The sequence below is a fragment of the Paraburkholderia piptadeniae genome, from assembly GCF_900007165.1.
Lineage (GTDB): Bacteria > Pseudomonadota > Gammaproteobacteria > Burkholderiales > Burkholderiaceae > Paraburkholderia > Paraburkholderia piptadeniae.
Window position 1 is genome coordinate 46,653 of record NZ_CYGY02000030.1, and the last position, 21,156, is coordinate 67,808.

The 21,156-nt window shown below is 59.9% G+C and carries 15 protein-coding genes; 6 read left to right on the top strand and 9 right to left on the bottom strand.

The features are described 5' to 3' along the window. The first annotated feature begins 80 nt into the window (after window positions 1-80). From BN2476_RS15015 to BN2476_RS15030, 4 genes are read left to right on the top strand one after another with little or no spacing between them, the layout of a single operon-like run. On the top strand, window positions 81-1,268 hold the full coding sequence (locus BN2476_RS15015; RefSeq protein ID WP_087734963.1) for an NAD(P)/FAD-dependent oxidoreductase: 1,188 nt from the start codon (window positions 81-83) through the stop codon (window positions 1,266-1,268). A gap of 10 nt (window positions 1,269-1,278) precedes the next feature. Beyond that, window positions 1,279-1,866, top strand: a complete 588-nt coding sequence (locus tag BN2476_RS15020) for a HutD/Ves family protein (protein WP_160111720.1) — start codon at window positions 1,279-1,281, stop codon at window positions 1,864-1,866. A 16-nt stretch (window positions 1,867-1,882) separates the two neighbouring features. After that, window positions 1,883-2,632: an electron transfer flavoprotein subunit beta/FixA family protein gene (locus BN2476_RS15025; protein WP_087734965.1), complete on the top strand. Its 750-nt coding sequence runs from the start codon at window positions 1,883-1,885 to the stop codon at window positions 2,630-2,632. Further along, a complete protein-coding gene (locus tag BN2476_RS15030) occupies window positions 2,633-3,562 on the top strand; it encodes an electron transfer flavoprotein subunit alpha/FixB family protein (protein WP_087734966.1) in 930 nt (309 codons plus the stop codon). Between the two features lie 203 nt (window positions 3,563-3,765). Here BN2476_RS15030 and hutG read toward each other — a convergent pair whose 3' ends face one another. The 6 genes from hutG to pruA form a co-directional block, all read right to left on the bottom strand. Next, on the bottom strand, window positions 3,766-4,608 hold the full coding sequence (gene hutG, locus BN2476_RS15035; protein WP_173819625.1) for an N-formylglutamate deformylase: 843 nt from the start codon (window positions 4,606-4,608) through the stop codon (window positions 3,766-3,768). Window positions 4,609-4,855: 247 nt separating this feature from the next. Further along, window positions 4,856-8,623 carry a bifunctional proline dehydrogenase/L-glutamate gamma-semialdehyde dehydrogenase PutA gene (gene putA, locus BN2476_RS15040; protein WP_235850836.1) on the bottom strand — a complete coding sequence of 1,256 codons (3,768 nt, stop codon included), beginning with the start codon at window positions 8,621-8,623 and terminating at the stop codon, window positions 4,856-4,858. 41 nt (window positions 8,624-8,664) lie between these two features. Beyond that, the gene (locus BN2476_RS15045; RefSeq protein ID WP_087734967.1) at window positions 8,665-9,501 is read right to left on the bottom strand and encodes an ABC transporter permease; all 837 of its coding nucleotides are present in this window, start codon (window positions 9,499-9,501) and stop codon (window positions 8,665-8,667) included. Between the two features lie 5 nt (window positions 9,502-9,506). Beyond that, complete coding sequence (locus BN2476_RS15050) at window positions 9,507-10,739, bottom strand: ABC transporter permease (protein WP_235850837.1); 1,233 nt, start codon at window positions 10,737-10,739, stop codon at window positions 9,507-9,509. Between the two features lie 253 nt (window positions 10,740-10,992). Beyond that, window positions 10,993-12,069, bottom strand: coding sequence for an ABC transporter ATP-binding protein (locus BN2476_RS15055; RefSeq protein WP_087734969.1), 1,077 nt, complete (start codon window positions 12,067-12,069; stop codon window positions 10,993-10,995). A gap of 31 nt (window positions 12,070-12,100) precedes the next feature. Next, window positions 12,101-13,711, bottom strand: a complete 1,611-nt coding sequence (gene pruA / locus BN2476_RS15060; protein ID WP_087734970.1) for an L-glutamate gamma-semialdehyde dehydrogenase — start codon at window positions 13,709-13,711, stop codon at window positions 12,101-12,103. 819 nt (window positions 13,712-14,530) lie between these two features. On the opposite strand from pruA, the gene BN2476_RS15065 reads away from it, so the two are divergent. Both BN2476_RS15065 and BN2476_RS15070 read left to right on the top strand, forming a co-directional pair. After that, window positions 14,531-15,268, top strand: a complete 738-nt coding sequence (locus tag BN2476_RS15065; RefSeq protein ID WP_235850838.1) for a TetR family transcriptional regulator C-terminal domain-containing protein — start codon at window positions 14,531-14,533, stop codon at window positions 15,266-15,268. A gap of 132 nt (window positions 15,269-15,400) precedes the next feature. Further along, window positions 15,401-16,411, top strand: coding sequence for a LysR family transcriptional regulator (locus tag BN2476_RS15070; protein WP_087734971.1), 1,011 nt, complete (start codon window positions 15,401-15,403; stop codon window positions 16,409-16,411). A gap of 64 nt (window positions 16,412-16,475) precedes the next feature. Here BN2476_RS15070 and BN2476_RS15075 read toward each other — a convergent pair whose 3' ends face one another. The 3 genes from BN2476_RS15075 to BN2476_RS48205 form a co-directional block, all read right to left on the bottom strand. Continuing rightward, complete coding sequence (locus BN2476_RS15075) at window positions 16,476-17,327, bottom strand: N-formylglutamate amidohydrolase (RefSeq protein ID WP_235850839.1); 852 nt, start codon at window positions 17,325-17,327, stop codon at window positions 16,476-16,478. A 522-nt stretch (window positions 17,328-17,849) separates the two neighbouring features. Continuing rightward, complete coding sequence (locus tag BN2476_RS15080) at window positions 17,850-18,986, bottom strand: branched-chain amino acid ABC transporter substrate-binding protein (RefSeq protein ID WP_173819626.1); 1,137 nt, start codon at window positions 18,984-18,986, stop codon at window positions 17,850-17,852. A gap of 596 nt (window positions 18,987-19,582) precedes the next feature. Next, window positions 19,583-19,816: a hypothetical protein gene (locus tag BN2476_RS48205; RefSeq protein WP_235850840.1), complete on the bottom strand. Its 234-nt coding sequence runs from the start codon at window positions 19,814-19,816 to the stop codon at window positions 19,583-19,585. Window positions 19,817-21,156: the final 1,340 nt, after the last annotated feature.

The window sequence follows — 21,156 nt, forward strand, 5'->3', positions numbered from 1 at the left end:
AGAGCGTGCTTATATTCCCGCGCGGAATTATTTCTGGTCGCACACTTGACTCACACCTTGCTCAATGAAGGACGCAAACCGTGAACAATTTCGATGTGGTTGTGATTGGCGCCGGCGTTATCGGCAGCTCTGTGGCTTTCCAGCTTTCCACGCTAGGGGCGAAGAACGTTCTGGTACTGGATCGCGGATTGATCGGCGCCGGAACGACCTCACAGTCGTCAGGCATCCTGCGCACCCACTACTCCGTCAAGGAAAACGTCGAACTGGCGAGGAAATCGTGGGAAGTCTTCAACAACTTCCCGTCCTACCTGGGCGACGAGGAAGCGTCGTGCGGGCTGGTCAAGTGCGGCTACATGATCGTAGCGAGCGAGGGTGACAAGCTCGAACCTCTGCGCGCCTCGCTGAATCAGCAGAAAGAGCAAGGCGTTCCGCTCGAACTGCTGAACCAGCCACAAGCCAGGGAGTTGATGCCAATCGCCCGCTTCGATGACGCAGCGCTTATCGGCTACGAGCCGGAAGCCGGGTTCGCGGATGCATACCTCGTCGCAACAAGCTTTGCGCGCGCCGCACGCCGTGGCGGCGTGACGATCAAGGAAAACGTCAACGTCAACAAGATTCTGTTTGAGAACGACAAGGTCGTTGGCGTATCGACGAGCATCGGCGACTTCAGCACATCCACCGTGATCAGCACGCAGAACATCTGGACACCCGAGCTAGCGGGCTGGACTGACCGTGAGCTTCCGATCATGCCGGAGCGCCATGCCGTGCTCGCGCTCGAATGCGAAGCGGCAAAGTACACGTTCAAGATGCCCGTCTTCAAGGATCTGGCATCCCCGGGCATGCTCTACTACCGCAGTTACGGCGGCAGCCAGATGCTGGTCAGCGAAGGCGTCGTCGGCGAGAAGCTGAACACGGCCGACACCGAGCAGGGCGACATTCCGATGGACTACATCGTCGACGTCGGCGCCCAGGTCGCCGAGCGTTTCCCTGAGTACGAAACGGCGGGCATCGCTTCCTCGTGGACGGGCGTCTACGACGTCACGCCCGACTGGAACCCCGTTCTCGGCAAGCTGCCCGGAATCGAAGGTCTCATCGTCGGCTACGGCTTCTCGGGTCACGGCTTCAAGCTGTCGCCGACAGTGGGCCGCGTGCTCGCACAAGAGGCACTGGGCATGCCGACGGATGTATCGCTTAAGCCGTACTCGATCGAACGCTTCGCAACGGGCGAACTGTTGACAGGCAAGTATGGTCTGGGCGCCGTTTCCTGAAGAACAGCCGATGTCCCCGATGCAAGTGCGTGATATCGCTTCAGTACCTTCCGGGAAATGGCGCAACGGCAAGGGCGTGACGAGAACCCTGGCTGCGGAGGGAACCGACTGGCGCGTGAGCATTGCAGAGGTCGAACGCGACGGTCCCTATTCGATGTTCGACGGCATGACCCGGTTATCCGTCATTCTCCGGGGCAAGGGAGTCGTGCTACGCGCGGGCAGCCTGACAACGACTCTTACGCCGTTCGCAGTCGCGGAATATGACGGCGGGGTCGCATGGGATGCGTCGTTGCTCGACGGTCCGGTGACCGCGCTCAACGTCATCTGCAAAAGGCACATCTTCCGGCCGACCGTGCGGGCACTCACTGGCCACTTGAGCGTACCCGCGGGTGCCACAGCCATCGTGCTGGCGGCGGGTCGTGCATGTCATGCCATAGCGTCGCCGGAAGCACCGCCGCACCGGATCGCCGTAGACCAGTTTGCTGTCTTTCAACAACTGGAACATCCGGTTCGGATCAGCCCCGACCCGGTCGGCGGAAATGATGGAGGCTTTGGGCTCGTCCCACAGCTGGTGATCATCGAACCCGCGGCCGTCTGAACTTGAGGAACATGAAATGAAGGTACTGACTGCAGTAAAGCGCGTCGTTGACTACAACGTGAAGGTGCGCGTGAAGGCCGATCAAAGCGGTGTCGATATCGGCAACGTGAAAATGTCGATGAATCCGTTCGACGAGATTGCCACGGAAGCGGCTACGCGCCTTAAGGAAGCAGGGCAGGCAACCGAAGTGGTAGCCGTGTCGTGCGGCGTGCCGCAATGCCAGGAAACGCTTCGCACTGCTCTGGCTATCGGCGCGGACCGTGGTGTGCTCGTCGAGACCGATGCCGAACTGCAGCCCTTGGCGGTCGCCAAGCTACTCAAAGCCGTCATCGACAAGGAACAGCCGCAGCTCGTCATCCTCGGCAAACAGGCGATCGACGACGACGCCGGCCAGACCGGTCAGTTGCTCGCGGCGCTGCTCGACTGGCCTCAGGCAACGTTTGCCAGCAACATTGAGATTGGCGACGGTTCGGCCACCGTCACGCGCGAAGTGGACGGCGGGCTTGAAGTGATTACGATCCCTCTTCCGGCAATCGTCACGACGGATCTGCGTCTGAACGAGCCGCGGTACGTGACGCTGCCCAACATCATGAAGGCGAAGAAGAAGCCCATCGACACCCTGAAGCCTGCTGACCTCGGCGTAGATCCATCCCCTCGCCTCAAGACGCTCAAGGTGGTCGAGCCTGCGGCGCGCAAGGCAGGTGTGATCGTCCCCGACGTCGCAACGCTGGTCCAGAAACTCAAATCCGAAGCAAAGGTGATTTAAATGACGACGCTTGTTATTGCGGAACACGACAACGCTCACGTGAAAAGCTCGACGCTGCACACGGTGTCGGCAGCACAGAAGATCGCGGGCGGCGTACACGTACTGGTCGCCGGCAGCGATGCGCGTCCCGCAGCAGAAGCGGCAAGCCGGATCGCAGGTGTCGAGAAGGTCATCTTCATCGACGCTCCTCATCTCGCCGACGGACTCGCCGAGAACGTCGCCGCGCAGATCATCGGACTGGCCCGCGACTATACGCACGTCTTCTTTCCCGCGACCGCGGCCGGCAAAAACACGGCGCCGCGCGTCGCTGCAAAGCTCGACGCGTCTCAGATTTCGGATGTGATCGCGATCGATGCACCCGACACTTTCCAGCGACCCATCTATGCAGGCAACGCCATCGCGACGGTGCAGACGGGCGACCCTGTGAAGGTCGCGACGATCCGCACCACCGCGTTCGACGCAGCCCCAGCGGAAGGCGGAAGCGCCAGCATCATCGAAGTGACGGCGGCGACCGACACCGGCCTTTCGACATTCGTTCGACGCGAGATCGCGAAAAGCGACCGTCCGGATCTGACGGCTGCGCGCGTCGTGGTATCGGGCGGACGGGGCCTCGGCAGTGCCGGGAACTTCACGATACTCGACCCGCTCGCTGAGAAGCTGGGTGCCGCGATCGGCGCTTCGCGCGCCGCGGTGGATTCGGGCTATGCCGTGAACGATCTGCAGGTCGGTCAGACCGGGAAGATCGTGGCGCCGGAACTCTATGTGGCCGTCGGCATTTCCGGGGCCATCCAGCATCTGGCGGGCATGAAAGATTCGAAGATCATCGTCGCCATCAACAAGGACGCTGAAGCGCCGATCTTCGGCGTTGCCGACTACGGCCTCGTCGCCGATCTGTTCGACGCTGTTCCGCAGATCACGCAGTCGCTGTAACGCCGCAACGTCAACGACTCACGATTTCCCCATCTCCTTGGGTAGCCGGCCGGCACCGCATGAAACACGCGGTGCCGGCTTCTTTTTAAGCGGGAGTCGAGAGTATCGTATGGGTAGAGTCTGGAGGTAATGCTCTCAGGAATCGATAGCCGGCGGGCTCGAAGCTCTCAACCCTGACGGGCGCATAGTCTGGTTGCTTGTGCTCAGGAAGTTGCTGCACGGAGTTTCGATGTCGCGGCAGTGGCCGCGGACATCATGCGCTCGATCACAGGTTGAACCCGTTCAGCGAGATCCTGCCGATAACTGAACGGCGCATCTTCGTCCATATATGTCGACTGACACATCTCGAGCTGCACCGCGTGGATACCGCTCGACGGCTGACCGAATGCCCGCGTGATATAGCCACCCTTGAACCGGCCATTCGCGACCCATGTGAACGGCTGTCCCTTGACCAGTTCGGATGAAATGGCTTCCAGAATGCTCGCATCACAGCTGGCGCCGGCGTTAGTACCGATGTTCAGGTCAGGAAGCCTGCCCTGGAAAAGTCGCGGCAGAACACTGGCAATCGAGTGGGCTTCCCACAGCAGCACTTGCCCGAATTGCTGCTTCATCCTGTCCAGTTCAGCACGCAGCTTTTGATGATACGGCCGCCAGTATCGTTCGAGACGCCTTTGCACTTCGTCCTGCTCCGGCTCGTTCCCTTCCAGATACAGTGGTTCACCGCGAAATGTTTCCGCCGGACAAAGCCCTGTCGTCGTCTGCCCCGGGTACAGGCTTTCGCCACCGGGCGGCCTGTTGAGGTCAATGACATAGCGCGAGAACCGGGCGCCCAGGACCGAAGCGCCAGCAGATTTCGCAAAGCTGTAAAGACGATCGAGATGCCAGTCCGTATCGGCGACAGAAAGAGCCGCGTCCGTCATCTGCGCCGCGATCGCCGCCGGAATCTCCGTGCCCAGATGCGGAATGGAAACCAGGAGCGGAATTCGCCCTTGATGGAATGTGAACATCGCTTCTTGCACAGCAAAAAACTCCTGATACCAGGTCATTTGAACGTCGCGGCCGGTAGGCGGACCTGCTGACCTGTTCCTGTTCAACGCCCTCGCTGCCACGTTGATCGCCTCAGGTGCGAGACGCTCATTTCGCTTGTCCGTCGGCGCCGCCATCAGCGACGACGAACGACTGACGTGCCGCAAAAGCATGCAAAGCCTGGAACAGCCGGAACAAGCCATCCAGCCGCATGAGCTATCGACCGCGCATCTCGCGGGGCGTCTTGCAAGCGCCTCGCTTTCCTGCCTAAAAAACGTCCTCGCTCATCACCATCAGCTGCGTGTTGCCGCCCGCAGCGCTCGCATTGACCGTCGTGATGCGCTCGCGAACCAGTTGCGTCCAGTCGTAGGTGCCGTCGTCGTGTGTCACCGCGATGCTGATCATCCGCTGCGCCGCCATGCGACGCAGATTGCCTACGCCTCGCTGGTCAGCCGTCGCGAGGACCACGTCAGGGCGAACGCCGGGGACCTCGCCATCGAGCACACGAGCGGCATCCGCGGCGTCGATGACACGGCAACCGATACCGAGAGCGGCTGCAATTTCATCCGCAACCGACGATTTCAGCAGCAGCACATCATTGCCGAACGCACACGCAGCCGTTGCCTGAACCAGCAATGCCTCGACGGAGTCCGCAGCACAGAAGGCCTGTCCGCGAGGCAGGAGTTCGACGGTGTTCTCCTCGCCTGTCAGGGCAGGCAGGCTCAGGGGCCGGAAGCTATCTGCGAGGCGCAGGAGCTGCGCCCTGTACCGCACGAGTCGCGCCTGTGCGTCGGCATTGAGACGCCGTACGGCGGATGTATTGGCGATCGCCTCGACGCGTTGCGTGGCGCTGGCCCGGGCCTGAGCCTGAGCGATCGTGCGCGCAACGAAACGCCCCTCAGCCGAAGCGACAGGAAACTCGAAGTACTTGTCGCTCACGCCCGCCTGCGACGGGGCGAACGGTCCCACGTCCGCTGCGTACGCATTGGCGGTGGAACGGGTGAGGCTGGCCAGCGTCAACGGACCGGCAATCATCGGGCCCGTACCTGATGCTCCGTTACCGCCCATGGGTTGCATACCCGGGAAGGCACCCAACATCGCCCGATTGACGCAGATACTGCTCGCCTTCGACAACGACAGCAGCGCACCCGCTGCTTCGTTGATGCGGGTATGCAATCCCTGCACGCCGCTGCCCAATCCGTTCAACGCCTTGACGAGCGCTTCCATATTGCCGGTTTCATAGCGTACGACATGCAGGATGGGCCCCGTTATCGACGGGTCGATTGCGGCAAGCGATCCGATATCGCCGATATCCGCGATCGTGGGCGCAACGAAATTTCCATTGCCGGCGCCCGCGCCCAGTTTGCCCCGGCTAATCCGGAAGCCGCGACGCTTCAGCTGCTCGATATACGCCTCGGCGCCATCGCGCGCCTTGCGCGTGGCCATCGGCCCGATATCTGTCGCACCGCTCAGCGGGTCGCCCGTGTTGCGCTCGCTGAGCATGCCGTTGAGCATGCGCAGCACCTTGTCTGCCGTCGAGTCCTGCAGGCACAGGATTCGTAGCGACGATGCCGCTTGTCCCGCCGATCTGAACGCGGAGACGATAGCGTCCGAGATGACCTGCTCGGGCAGAGCCGAACTGTCAACGATCATCGAGTTGACCGAACTGTAGGTGGCAATGAACCTGGCCGGCCGGGCGGCAGCAGAGAGTTGCACGGCGATGGCGCGGGCCACCTGACGTGAACCCGCAAAAAGAACTGCGGCCACGCGTTGATCGGATACGAGCGCTTTGCCCACCGTCGCGCCATCACCCAAGGCGAGCTGAAGCACGTCCTGCGGAACGCCCGCGCCATGGAAGACCCTGGTGGCTTCGAACGCGATCAGCGAAGCGTCCGACGACGGCTTCGCAATAACAGCATTGCCCACCGCGAGGGCAGCCGATACGTGCCCCACGAACGCGCTCAGCGGACACGCCGAAGGCGTGAGACTGATGACGGTTCCCAGCGGCTGCACGTCTGCCATGGTCGTGTCGCTCGTCAACTGGAACGCGTATAACCGGCACAGGTTGACGGCGGTGCGGACCTCTTCCACAGCCTCCGAAAGCGTTGTTCCATTTTCGAGCGACAACAGTGCGCCAATTCGCGACGCGTTGGCTTCCAGATCGCTCGCAACCCGCTCCAGCACTTCGGCGCGGCTGGCCGCCGTTCTGAGGCCCCAGGTGGAAACGGCCCGACCTGCGGCGTCCAGCGCTGCTGCCACACTGCTCATCGTGCAACTGGCGAAACTTCCAATAGCCTCAGCGAGATTACCCGCGCTATAGACCACGGCAGTCGATCCGGATTTGGCATCTCCTGCTCCCGCGAGCAACGAATGCGCGTTCACGCGGTTCGACCGGATTTCCGCCAACGCTCGCTCGAACTCCGGCGCCCCGGAAAAATTCAGCGCCGCCGCGTTGACACGGCCCGGCAACAGATTGCGCGGCGACGCGATGCCGGCATGCGGCTTACCGCCCGTTCTTGCAGCCTTTGCGACGGGATCTTCGACGATGTCGGAAATGCTGACGGCCGGATCGACGATCTGGTTGACGAACGAAGAGTTCGCGCCATTCTCCAGCAGACGGCGGACAAGGTAAGCAAGCAAGGTCGCGTGCGGCCCCACGGGCGCGTAGATGCGGCATGGACGGTTCAGCCTGGCGGCGCCCACTACCTGGTCGTATACGGTCTCGCCCATGCCATGCAGACACTGGAACTCGTAGTCCTTGTCCCCGGCAAGCGTATGCACTGCCGCGACGGTGAACGCGTTATGGGAAGCAAATTGCGGGAAGATGGCATCCGGCGCATTGAGCAGAGCCTTCGCGCAAGCGATGTAGCTGACATCCGAATGCACCTTCCGCGTGAACACCGGGTAGCCCACCGCGCCCGCATCCTGCGCGAGCTTGATTTCGGTATCCCAGTATGCTCCCTTGACCAGGCGGATATTGATCCGTCGCCCGTTGGCTCGAGCGAGCGCGATGATCCAGTCCGCCACCGCCCTGCCGCGCTTCTGGTACGCCTGCAACGAAATACCGATACCATTCCAGCCTTTCAGGCTTGGCTCGGCGCACAGACGCTCCAGCATCTCCAGTGTCAGGTCGAATCGCGCTGACTCCTCCTGGTCGAGGTGGAAGCCAATGCCGTACTGCTTCGCGATCTGTGCGAGTTGCAGCAATCGCGGATACATCTCGTCCAATACCCTGTCGCGTTGCGCCAGCTCATATCGCGGATGCAGGCCCGAAATCTTGACTGAAACGCCTGGCCCGTCAATCGGTCCCCGGCCCTTCGCTTCCTTCCCGATCGCTTCAATGGCGTGGCGGTACGACTCGAAATACGCCTGCGCATCTTCATCCGTGAGCGCCGCTTCGCCAAGCATGTCGTAGGTGTACCGGTATCCGCCCGACTCGCGACCCTTGGCCACGCCGATCGCTTCTTCAATCGTCTGGCCCGTGACGAACTGCTTGCCAAGCATCCGCATCGCGTACGCGACGCCAGCGCGCACGACCGCCTCTCCACCCTTGCGAACGACGCGCGACAGCGCTTCCGCGAGCGCATTCTCGTCCGGCTGCTTCAAAAGCTTCCCGGTGAAAAGCAGACCCCAGGCCGTGGCGTTGACAAACAGCGACGGGGATTTGCCGATATGCGCGCGCCAGTCCGCGTCGACGATCTTGTCCCGAATAAGCTGGTTGCGGGTCTCCGTGTCGGGAATCCGAAGCATTGCCTCGGCGAGGCACATCAGCGCGATGCCCTCGCGACTGTCGAGCGAGAACTCCTGCGTCAGGAGATCGACTCCGCCCGCGTTGATACGCGCGTCACGCACGCCCTGGGCGAGCCGCGCGGCAAGAGCCTGGGCCTTTGCGAGCGTCGGCGCATCCATGCGCGCCTCTTCGATCAGCCCGCGCACAACGACATCCTCGGCAAGCGCCGAGGCGTCGCGAATGCGCTGACGCAGTGCTTGAAGCTCCGCCGTGCCGCTTTGCATCGATTGGATTTCCGACAGCATGATGAGGTTACCTGGTGAATGCTTGTTTGTTGACCGATTGATCAGAACTGGTTGGCCGTTCCACGCAGACGCTCGGTTCTGCGCCGCAATAATTCGAGTGTGATGAGCAGCAGCGTCGAGATGACGACGAGTACGCTTGCCACGGCGAGGATGGTGGGACTGAGCTGCTCGCGGATACCGGCCCACATTTGCCGCGGTACCGTTCGCTGGTCGGTGCCCGTCAGGAAGAGGGCAACGACAATCTCATCGAATGAGGTTGCAAACGCGAACAGCGCGCCCGAGATCACGCCAGGGGCAATGATGGGAAGCTTCACCTGCATGAAAACGCGCAGCGGCGAAGCACCCAGGCTGCGGCCTGCCCGGGACAGCGTTTCGTTAAAGCCGGCGAGCGTCGCGGTAACGGTGACGACGACAAACGGCACCCCAAGCGCGGCGTGCGCAAAGATCAGACCCGTCAGGCTGTTGACAAGGCCGAACGGACTGAAGGCAAAGTACACGCCCACTGCCGTAATGATCAACGGCACGATCATCGGCGAAACGAGAATGCCGGTAATGAGCGCCCTTCCCTTCAGGCGTGGATGAGTCAATCCGAGGGAAGCCATAACGCCCAGCGAGGTCGCGAGCAGCGTCGAGACAACGCCCACAATCAGCGTATTTTTCAGCGCCAGCATCCATTCCGGGCTATTGAGAAAGTCCTCGTACCAGCGCAGGCTGACGCCTGGCATCGGATAGGTGAAGTACGGCTGCGAGTTGAACGACAGCGGCATCACAACGAGGATCGGGGAAATCAGAAACACGAGTACTGCCACCGACAGGATCACATGCGCCCACCGTCCCAGACGTCCCCAGATCGTTACATATGCGGGAAAACTGAACATTTCGATCACCCCAACTTGACGCCGGCGCCGCCGGTCATGCGGACAAACACGCCATAAATCAGCAGAACCCCTGCGAGCAGAATTGACGCCAGTGCGCTTGCAAGGCCCCAGTTCAAAGTGTTGTTGACATGATTTGCGATGTAGTAGCTGGCCAGCTGATCATCCGGGCCGCCGACGATCGCCGGCGTGATGTAGTAGCCGACGGCGAGAATGAACGTCAGCATCCCTGCCGCTCCGACACCCGGAAGCGTCTGCGGGAAATACGCCTGGAAGAACGAGCGGATCGGACCCGCGCCAAGCGAACGTGCCGCTTTCATGTAGATGTTCGGAACACCTTTCATCACCGAATAGAGCGACAGGATCGCGTAGGGCAGAAGAATGTGCGTCATCGCAACGAGTACGCCGAAGCGGTTGTAGATCAGCGGTAATCCGTGATCCGTCAAGCCGAGGTGCTTGAGCACGTCATTGATCACGCCGTGAGCCTGGAGTACCACTACCCAGGCAGTCGTCCGCACCAGGATCGACGTCCAGAAGGGCAACAGAACCATGATCATGAAAAGATTGCTGTAGCGTGCCGGTATGTTGGCGAGGAAAAACGCCACCGGGTATCCGAACAGCAGACAGAGCGCACTGACCGCAATGCTCACCCAGGCTGTCCGGACGAAAACATCGACGTAGAGCCGCTCGCTCTCGCTCTGGCGCACGATCGCGCCATGACTGTCGCGTTTGAAGTCGAATGCCTTCAGGTAGTAGCCCAACGTCCACGGCGAAGAAGCGTATTTGAGCGTGGACCACGCGGCAATGTCATCCCAGCGCGCGTCGATCGCGGTGAGGCGCTGATGCCATGATCCCGTGCTTTCATCGCCCAGACGACGAGCCGTCTTCATTAGAAGGCTTCGCATGCCGGCTTCATCGTAGTTCAATCGCGACGCAATCCGGCTCACTCCCTCGCTTCCCTTTGCCGCAAGGAGATCATGGGCGAATGCGTCATACACCTGTTCCCCCGGCAGCTTGTCTCCGCTCGGGTCCCATTCGCGAAGCAGCGCGGATGCGTGCGGCATCTCCTGGGAGAGCGTCGGGTCCCTGAAGCTCTTCATCAGCAGGCTTCCGATGGGAACAAGGAAGGTGACAAGGAGGAAGACCAGCAGCGGAGCTACCATAAGGAAAGCCTTCACGCGCTCCGTGCGTTCCGCGCTGCGGAGCTTTGCCTTGAGACTTTTAGAGTCCTTCACAGTCATTTGAGGTGACTGGTCTGTGGGCACGGCCATATCGTGGGGAAGTATCATCGTCGTCCAGCGGCTAGCGCCGCGTCCTCCTCGTCAATTCAACACCAAACTTTCGTACCCGGATGGGCGTGCAATCACCATCCGATGCAATCAGGAAAAGCCGGCACCCTGCGGCACGTGGCTCTCCTTCGTCTCCACTAGTTCTACTAATTTTTCATTTTGGTTCCACTGCGTCGTGTCGATTCGCCGCGCGGTGTTCAGCCCGTTACTGCAACGCGCGGCAGCATTCCGCCATCCATCCGACGTGCACCGAGTCGCCAATACGCAGTTGACGCGCGACGCCGTTGTTCGGCAGCTTCACGATGAAGTCGTTTCTGCCGCACACCTGCATGACCACGCGAAGATGATCGCCGTAGTAAATGAGATCCTTGACGCCGCCCTGAAAGACGTTGTCACAGTTCTTTGCCAGATCGCCGACCGTCACCCGTTCCGGCCGCAAGGAGATGCTGGCGGAGCCAATCCCGCGAACACTCGGGCCAGCGAATGCCTGGATGTTCTGTCCGCTTTCCAGCTTGACCGTACAGCGCTCGCGATCCACGGACGCGACTGTTCCAAGCAGTTCATTGCTTTCGCCGATGAAGCGGGCGACAAATGCGTTCTCAGGGTTCTCATACAGTGCGGGCGGCGGTGCGAGCTGCTGGATGATGCCGTTGTTGAAGACAGCAATCCGGTCGGACATCGTCATCGCCTCGCCCTGATCGTGAGTGACATACACGACGGTCAAACCGCTCTGCTCATGTATCTGCTTGATCTCGTACTGCATCTGCTCGCGAAGCTGTTTGTCGAGCGCGCCAAGCGGCTCGTCCATCAGCACCAGCGCAGGTTCGAACACGAGCGCCCGCGCAACGGCGATCCGTTGCTGCTGCCCGCCCGAGAGCTGGGCCGGCATGCGATTGGCGAACTTTTCCATGTTCACCATGTTGAGCGCGCGCTTTACCTTTCGCGCGATCTCGTCCTTCGACACTTTCCGCACCTTCAATGGAAAGGCGAGGTTCTCCGCCACTGACTTGTGCGGAAAGAGCGCGTAGCTCTGGAACACCATGCCAATGTTGCGGCGCTCCGGCGGAATACGGTTGATCGGCTTCCCCTGAAGCAGGATTTCGCCATGTGTTGCGGTCTCAAAGCCCGCGAGCATCATGAGACACGTTGTCTTTCCAGAGCCCGACGGCCCGAGCATCGTCAAGAACTCACCCTCCTGGATTTCGAGGTTGAGATTTTTGACGACAAGCGTCTCGCCGTCGTACGTCTTCTGAACATTCTTGAAAGAGACAATGGTAGACATGACATTTCCTCAGGAGAAGCCGGAATCAAATTTAAGCGCCGAACTGCCAGTCGCGCGGGGGCAGATACGTTTCCTTGACCACGCGCGGGGATGCCCAACGCAGAAGGTTGAGGTAGGAGCCTGCCTTGTCGTTCGTTCCGCTGGCGCGACCGCCGCCGAACGGCTGCTGGCCGATCATCGCGCCCGTCGGCTTGTCGTTCAGATAGAGGTTGCCCGCGGCGTTGATCAGAACCTGCTCTGCGCGATGCAGGGCGAAGCGATCGGTGCAGAAGATCGAACCAGTCAATGCATATGGACTGGTCGAATCGATCAGTTGCAGCGTCTCTTCCCAGTTCGCATCGTCATAGACGAACACCGAAAGAACGGGACCGAAGAGTTCTTCTTTCATCAGTGCGTGCTTCGGGTCGCTCACTTCCACTACCGTCGGCTCGACGAAATAGCCCGGCTCCGACCACGTTTTCCCGCCAGAGACGATCTTGACGCTCGCGTCTTCCCTGGCCGCTGCCAGAACCCGGCTCAATTTCTGATGCGAGGCCTGGGAGATCACAGCGCCCATGAAGGTATCGAACTGCGCGACATCGCCGACTTTCAACTGCGCGAGACGGTCACGCATTTCCTGACTCACCGCCGCCCAAAGACTGCGCGGGATATAGGCGCGCGACGCAGCGCTGCACTTCTGGCCTTGATACTCGAACGCGCCGCGAATCAATGCGATCGCGATTTCCGATGCATTCGCCGATGGATGCGCGAGAACGAAGTCCTTCCCACCCGTCTCGCCCACGAGTCGCGGAATGGTGCGGAAGCTGTCCACTTTCGACGCAACGCCCTTCCAGAGCGACTGGAACACAGCCGACGATCCGGTAAAGTGAATGCCCGCCAGGTCCGGCGACGACAGAGCGACACGCGTGGTCAGCTCGGCATCGCCGGGGACGAAGTTGATCACACCCGGCGGCAGCCCGGCTTCCTCGAGCGCTTCGTAGAAGATCCAGTTCGCGAGCGCCGACTTCTCCGACGGCTTCCAGAGAACTGGATTGCCCATGATGGCGGGTGCCGTCGTGAGGTTCGCGCCGATCGCCGTGAAATTGAACGGCGAAACCGCGTAGACGAATCCTTCCAGCGGGCGCCAGTCCGCGCGATTGACCGCCGTGGGAACCGACATCGGCTGCTCCGCATACACGCGTTGAGCGTTATATGCGTTAAAGCGCAGGAAATCGATCAGTTCGCATGCGCTGTCAGGCTCGGCCTGATCGATCGTCTTGCTTTGACCGAGCATCGTGGCCGCATTGATGCGCATGCGCGAACGCGTCGCCACGATGTCTGCGGCCCGATGAAGGATCGTGGCGCGGCTCGCATGCGTCAGGCTTGCCCAGTCCTTCGCGACCGATGCCGAGCTCTTGATCGCTTCGGCGATCTGGCTTTCCGTCGGACGATGAATGCGCGCGAGTACGCGCTGCGTGTCGTGCGGTGCGCGCACCTCGACGGTATCGTTCGAGTAGCAGCGCTTACCACCGATCACCGTCGGAATGTCGACTACTTCTCGTTGCTCCAGCGCTTTGGAAAGCTCTGCCGCAGCGGCGGTGCCGGGACGGAAACTCACTTCTGTTTCGTTTGCCGGCAACGGGAATTGTGGGCCTGAGATCACGCTAACTCCTTTACAAAAAGCAATTGGGACGGACTACGGGGAAGCACAAGGCCTGCGGATATCGACTGAAAGCGACACCTCTTTTGGCCGTGTCACTCCTCAACGCTTTACCTCACTGCCCAGAGTAGTCTTTAAAGAAAATCCGGCTTACTGTTCAATCAAACGTTATGCTTTGGTTTCGACCGTCGTTATGAAAGACATCTCACCTCAGCGACCGCACGACACGCGCCGTCAGGTTCTGTACGCCGATGCGTGATTCACCCTGGTCGTTGACGGCATCTGACCTGAAGCGAATCCGCTCACTCGCTGCCCAAAGTCATGTGCGGGACAGCACCCTCGTCGAACGCGATCCTCACGTCGCTCTCCATGTCCCGGCCATTCAACGCGTTCAGCCGCGGCGCGAATGCCCCCGACCTTTGCGCGTGTTCGACCGATGTCCACTGCGTATTTCCGCGCAAACGGTCGCGGCGAATGCAGGCAGTTGGGTCTCGAATATGTTGAGCATCGGTTCAGCAAAACAAGCATCCAGCGTGCGGCGCATTCGTCGGCGGAGTACAGCACCTCCCGCCAACGCGCCTTTTATGTTGAACACATGTTCAGCTAAATGCCCCATGCGACCACTATATATCCGAACTCCCCTCAACCAAAAATCATTTTTGCGTCCATGACATAAGGGAAAACGCGATATCATCGATGCTTCTTAGGGTTTTCACCTGCTTGAATGCGCGTTATTTTCGTGAACAATTGTTCAACACGGACGAACGTATACCGACGACGACGCGCGTGGCAGGGAATGAACATTCGTTCAGGATTGGATCGATGTCTTACCTCCGCTGCCGCCCTGTCAGCTGGGCACGCCGCGAAGCGCTACTCAATCAACTGTGGAATCAGGAAATGCAAGAGCAGAAGTCGCGGGCCGCTGAAATTGAGATCCGGAAGGACGATCCCAGTCAGTACGAAGGGATGCGTTACCGACTGATCGACTCGACGCTTGAAGTAGTAGGCCACGTTGGGCTCGAACACCTTACGATCAGGAAGGTCAGCGAGCACGCCGGCGTTTCCGTCGGTCTCGTGCATCATCATTTCGAGAACAAGAGCAACCTCGTCTACAAGACGTTCGTCTATCTGATTCGAAGAGTGCGCGAACAGCTCACGGCGGGACGTCGCGGCATCGTCGATCCCGTCGAACGCATGAAATTCACGGCGGACATGTGCTTCAGTGACGAAGTGATGAGTCCTGGTGCCGCGAACGTATGGCCGCACATGTGGAGTTCGTCGGCATACGACAAGGACGTGCAACGACTCTGCACCGCCTTCTCGCGACGACTGCGGTCCAACTTCATATGGGACCTGCGTAAAGCCGGCTGCGATCAGACGATGGCGACAATCTACGCGATGCAGGCGATGGCGCTGGTGCATGGGCTATGGATCGAACACCGCGTCGCAGGAACGATGAGCATCACTGAAGTGCTCGGTGTCTTTCACGGTGTCATCGACCACGCGACAAATCGCGGATGGAAGACGAGCATGATGTGCTACGCCGGCACCAATCACTGATTTCATGGTGCACGCATGATCCGCGATGAACGCGCGTGCCACATCGGGACTTGTGCATCGGGATACGCTGAAACTGATGGGCGCAAGCCAGTCGGGCGAAGGACGAAAGATTTCTAGCAGGTGGATAACGTCATGGCGATCGTGAAAGAGAGTGCTCCCGAGCAGTTCCCGGATTGGGGGCTCCTCGCGAGTTGGGTAGCAGTGGTCGAAGCCGGATCTATCTCCGATGCTGCCAGTCGGCTTGCCATTTCCCAGGCGGGCGTCTCCCTTCGCATAAAAGCTCTGGAATCGATATTGGACACGAGCCTTCTTGACCGCACCACCAGGCCGGCAAGACCTACGGCCGCCGGGCAGCGTCTGTTCGAACACGCCACCGTTCTGCTGCAGGGCTCATATCAGATGGTCGAGAGCGTGCGGAACGTCACCCGCGCAAAGCGTGTCGTCGTCCGTCTTGGCTGCGTCGATTCGTTCGCTGCGACCATCGGCCCAATCATCATCAAGGCTCTGTCCGGCACATCGCATCAGATAAGATTGTGGTCCGGAATCACGCCGACTCTGGACGCACAACTCGAGGCCCGACAGGTCGATATGGCGGTGACGACGACAAGCTTCTCAAACGCCGCGGGCATCAGGCGCCAGAAGCTTTTCACGGAGCCATACGTCGCCGTGTTACCCAAGAGCTTTGAAATCGATCGGATCACAACTCTCGCGGAACTGAGCCGTCACCTTCAGTTCATCCGCTATAGCTCGCGCTCCGTCATTGGTCAACATGTCGACGCCTACCTCGCGTCACATGGCGAAGATATCGATCGTACGTGCGAGTTCGACGCGACAGATCCCATGCTGAGCCTGGTTGCCGCCGGACTCGGTTTCGCGCTCACGACGCCGCTGTGCCTATGGCAATCGCGACACTATCTGCCGGAAATTCGTGTCGTGCCGCTCACCATGTTCTCCCGGCAAGGACGGCCCTATCACCCGTTAAGCAGATCGTTCTTCCTTGCCCATCGCGAGAACGAACTGGGACATCTGCCCGCCGATCTCTATGACCTGCTCAAGCGCGCCTTCGAAAAGCAGGTCTCGCGAGACATCGCCAAGGCACTGGCGTTGCGACCGGAGGAAGTCTACATTCCGGACGAGCAGTAAATCGAAGGAGATTTTCTTCGAACCGCATCTCGGAGCCGTGTTCCCGCCGCCGATACCCGTTACGTTAATCCAGACACGCGTCGAGAAGGTCGCGAAACAGGTCGCCCGTAACACGTGGCGCAGCCATGCCGTCAAGCGCGCTTTCGGCGGCAGATAGAATCTTCGCGATAAGCGCATCGGATTCAGCGTCGCTGTGCGCATTGCGCTGCGCAAGCTCGAGTTCTCTGCGCCACCGACCTGCAACTTCCAGTTCGATGACGTGAACACCGCACTCCGGTCGACCATAGCGCTGCGCGGTGAACGCATCGGCTGCGCTCCCGTTGACGACCCATGAGTGTTCCAGGGCCTGCGCCGCCCGGGTCATGGCGCTGACGATCGCTCTGTTGCTGGACGCACCGTGGTTGGTGCTGAAGTTGCAGTCAACCGCGCCCAGCTGCGTGCGATATGGAGACAGCCACGCGCCAGCATGCGAGACCAGCATCAACACGTTATCGTGCGTTTCGCGAAGCCGGCTCAGCTCCGCCAGAATCGACGCATGAAACGGCTTCCAGTGCTCCTCGATCCGACGCTGCACATCCGCTTCGCTGGGCTCGGCCCCTGGAAGGTAGAGCGCTTCTCCTCGCGACGTGTGCGTACGGCAAAGGCCCAGCCGGTTCAATCGCTGGGACAAGGCGGTATTGTTCGCCGCAACGTTCAGGTCAATGACGCACGGGTGAAGTGCGGCGGATATGCATGTGATCCCGCGTTTCCGCGCAGCAGCACCAAGCGCCCTTCCTCCCGGGTCCGATAGTCGGCCATTGACGGCCTCCCAGGCAGGATGAACAAGCAGATCCGGGGGAACCAATGTCCCGGTGTGCGGTGTCACGACCACCACTGCTGACTGGCCGCGAACGATCGCGCTTTCCTTTTCCATCATTCCCTCTTCCCGATAGCGTTAGCGCTTCCAGACCCATATGCAAAGCCGTGATCAAAATAGCCCAGTTGAAGCGGGGCAAACGGTACTCCAAGCACTGCTTGCCCTATGTATAAGCGTCCCTGATGAGCTCGTATGCGGATCGTCATTCAAGCGAAAACCGATCCGCCCGTTGGATATCGTCGTACTGCATTCAGACCGGAAAGCGAGTCATCGTCTTTCGCTCTGGCGCGGACACTTCGATGGCGAGGTAAGGGGTCACGTTGCACACCCAGAAGACGGAAACAAAACGGTGGCTTTGATGTAGTCGTGACGATCCCGATGCAGCCCAGAATAAGACCATTCCCCACCGATACAGAGCAGCCGCTCTAGTGATCGCGGTATCGGTCAACCCGATGACCTGAGATGGCCGCGCACAGTCATCGACTTCGACCTGCTTCAAGCCGCTGTCATATCGGACACCGCTTCTGCGACTAAGCGTTCGAAGCCCATCAGTTCATTCATTCCGACGTGCGGCGGCCTCACTCACTTCTGCGCGCCGATGGTCGTCACCGGTTGCCATTTCATCGACTTGACCTGATAAAGCGTCGATGTCGGACTGTTCAGATCCCCGTATTTATCGAATGAGATATGCCCAGTGATGCCGTTGTATTGAATCGTGCGGAGCGTTTGCATAAACGCAGCAGGCTTCACGGAATTCGCCTGTTTCATGGCAGTGATGGCGAGCCACGCGCAGTCGTAAGCAAAGGGCGCATAGGTCAGCGTATCCGCGCCGAAACGCTTCTTGAACTTGTCCGCAAACGCGCGGCCTTCGGGCAATGAATCGACCGGGCGGCCGTATTCCCAGGCCATCGCACCTTCGGCCGCGCTTCCCGCCGACCCGATGAAGACGCTATCAGCGATGCCGCCGCTTCCGACGAATTGCGCGCGCAAGCCGAGTTGCTTCATGCGCTTGACGATCAGGCCCGCCTGACCATCGAGCCCGCCGAAGTATAGAAGGTCGGCGTTGGCCGCCTTGATGTTCGTCAGTTGCGCATTGAACTCGACGGCTTTGTCGTTGGTATATTCTTCGGCCACGATCTGGCCACCGGCTGCTCGCGCAGCCTTCTTGAATTCTTCGACCGCTCCTTGTCCGAAGGCTGTCCGGTCGTCCATCACCGCGATCCGCTTCGCTTTCGTGACCTTCACCGCATATGTGCCGGCGTTGCCGGAGTTCTGCGTGTCGGTCGCGATGATGCGGAAGACGTTGTTCAAGCCCTGGCGCGTGATCGCCGGATTCGTCGCCGCCGGATCGATCAGCGGGATGCCCGCGCGCGCGAAAATAGGCGAAGAAGGAAGCGCCACACCCGAGTTGTAGTAGCCGACCACGACCACGACGCCATCGTCGACGAGCTTCTGCGCCACCTGAACGCCGATGCGCGGATCGCCTTGGTCATCGACGGATGCGAGTTCAAACTGTACTTGCTGTCCGCCGATGTTGTTGTGTTGCGCGTTCGCTTCTTCAACTGCCAGACGCACGCCGTTTTCGATGTCCTTGCCATTGGCCGCGCCAAGCCCAGTGAGCGGCGCCGACACGCCGATTCGAACGGTTTGCTGTGCGCCGGCGATGAGCGGGGCAATACATAGCGCCGACGCCGCGATGATGGAAAGGAGCGTTTTCATGGCAAGGGAGTCGATCAGAGGAATGTCACAGGTTCGAGCCGACATCGCGAGTCATAAGATCAGGCATTTCTGAACATTCGTTCACAAGGCTCGCGATTCGGCCCACTATATCGCCAAGTCAATGAAGTCATTTTCCGTCGAATCCCGCACTTTTGTTTCTACGGACATACACTTACCCGTGGGGCCAAGAGTCTCGAGCACTTGTTTGGATTACGCGGTTCGTCACAGGCCCATGTTCTGCAGTCAATGACGTTCAGCTGACATGTCGTCCAGCACCATGCGACGGCAGGATCGAAACAACAGCGTCTCTCTCCTCGGCCTGCAATTCACAAGCCGCGTCGCGTTCATTGTTCTTGAGAAACCCAGAATCCTTGATACCTGCGTGAGGTTGCCCGACGATTCGGATTCGAACCCGTCGACCTTTCCGAAGATGCCTCGCTCGCCAACAGATTGCCAATCTGCCTGGCGAAGCAAAAGTGGACTGCGCCATCGACTGCATTGGATTTGAATGCATGTGGGCATGTGCTGCACATTCAACTGGTATCTAAACGATCTTGTAGTGCCGAAATACCAGATCTTCTTTGCATCCTTGGTTGTTATGCCGAACCGCAACGTCCGACCTTCTTGCGCACTTTTGCCGGCCGCATTTGATTCACCCACACCGACTCGTCAAGCAAACGGGCAAAAAGCCGGTTCATCATCGTATCCGGCAACGGCGAAAGCCCAGGCAGCGAATTGAACGCGAGGCCGTTGGCCGCGAAGAGACGATCACACTGTTGAGATAACTTTTCGTTTCTCAACAGCAGCGTTTTGCTGCATAACTTGACCATGCAACTACGGCTCAACATCCACCATTAGCGATCAGTGAGTAACTCACGCGCCTGCATTCTTTGACCAAGTAATCCCACCCGGGGATGTTTGACCCGTCGTCAATGGACTGGCGCTCATGGGCGTGCTCAGCGGCGTTGCGCGCTTCCGCATCATATTCCGGCGGTTTTCGCGTGCGACGATGAGCACGTCCAGCTCGCGCTCAAGATCCGCGTCTGGGGCGCCAGAATTCCACCGTGCGGCACCATGCTTTCTTCGAGTCACGCGCGCTAGCGCGAGCGCCAGCTTCGCGCACTCGAATGCCACGTCATCACAGACGTTAGGGACAGGCGCGTATTCCCGCATTGAGCCGACATACTCACGCGCGTAGTAACCTGTCGCCGGGAAACCGGGTGCGAAGAGGAAGAGAGAAGAAGCGCAGACAAAAGATTCAATGCGAAGAAGCCAGCTTTGATCAGTATTGGAAAATATGCCACGAGCTACGCCGAGAGGATATCTACCCGGATCGAGAAGAAGTTACCGAGCGGATGTTTCGGCATACAGGGACGCGCCTCGGCTTCGATGAAGTCACCTGCTTCCACAGGAGGGCGCGCAGCACAAAGGAGACGACGCCAGTGCAGACACTGCTCGACGCGTTCGAACCTTTTAACGGCGTTGGGACGCGGAGGTTGCCGCGATAGCCCGCGCCTTATCATGGCAAGTGAGTACCTGACTGGAAGGGTGAAAGAGGCGGAGAAGAAGCATGAGGCGTTTAATCGGGCAAAGCAGCAGCTGGCGCAACCATCCGTCATAGCGGCTGTAGTCAGCTTTGCTGACGTCGGGCCCGCGACTGATTAGTTCGAGTGGCAGTTTCGCTCCCGTTGGGAGGACAGTGAGCGCCCCATCGGCCGGTTACGTTGACTCGACGACGATGACGGCTTTTGGGGGCTTCCAACATCCACGGCGCTACTGACAACGATGCGACACCGATCTGGCGATGTGAATACGATGCTTCCCCTGATCGCGAGCCTTAAAGGGCTGCTGAACAAGTTGGCAGCCTGAAAGGCTCTTTTTGAAACCATCTCTTTAGTCTGAACGTCGCGCAGTCGACCCGCATGTCCGTGCCGTTGCACAATGCCGGCGGTTGCAATCCGTTATCAATTGCCTTTCGGACGGCGGTGGCTAGCTGGGTTGGAGCAGTGGTGTCTAGTGCGAACCATTTCCACCGTTGCCGCCGCCATGCCCCCCATTCGCTCCATTGCCATAACCACCGTGACCACCGGCGCCCTGGCCTCCGCTACCCGGCCCACCGTTGCCGTGTCCGCCGTTACCCGCGCCGCTGCTACCCTGGCCACCGCCGCCC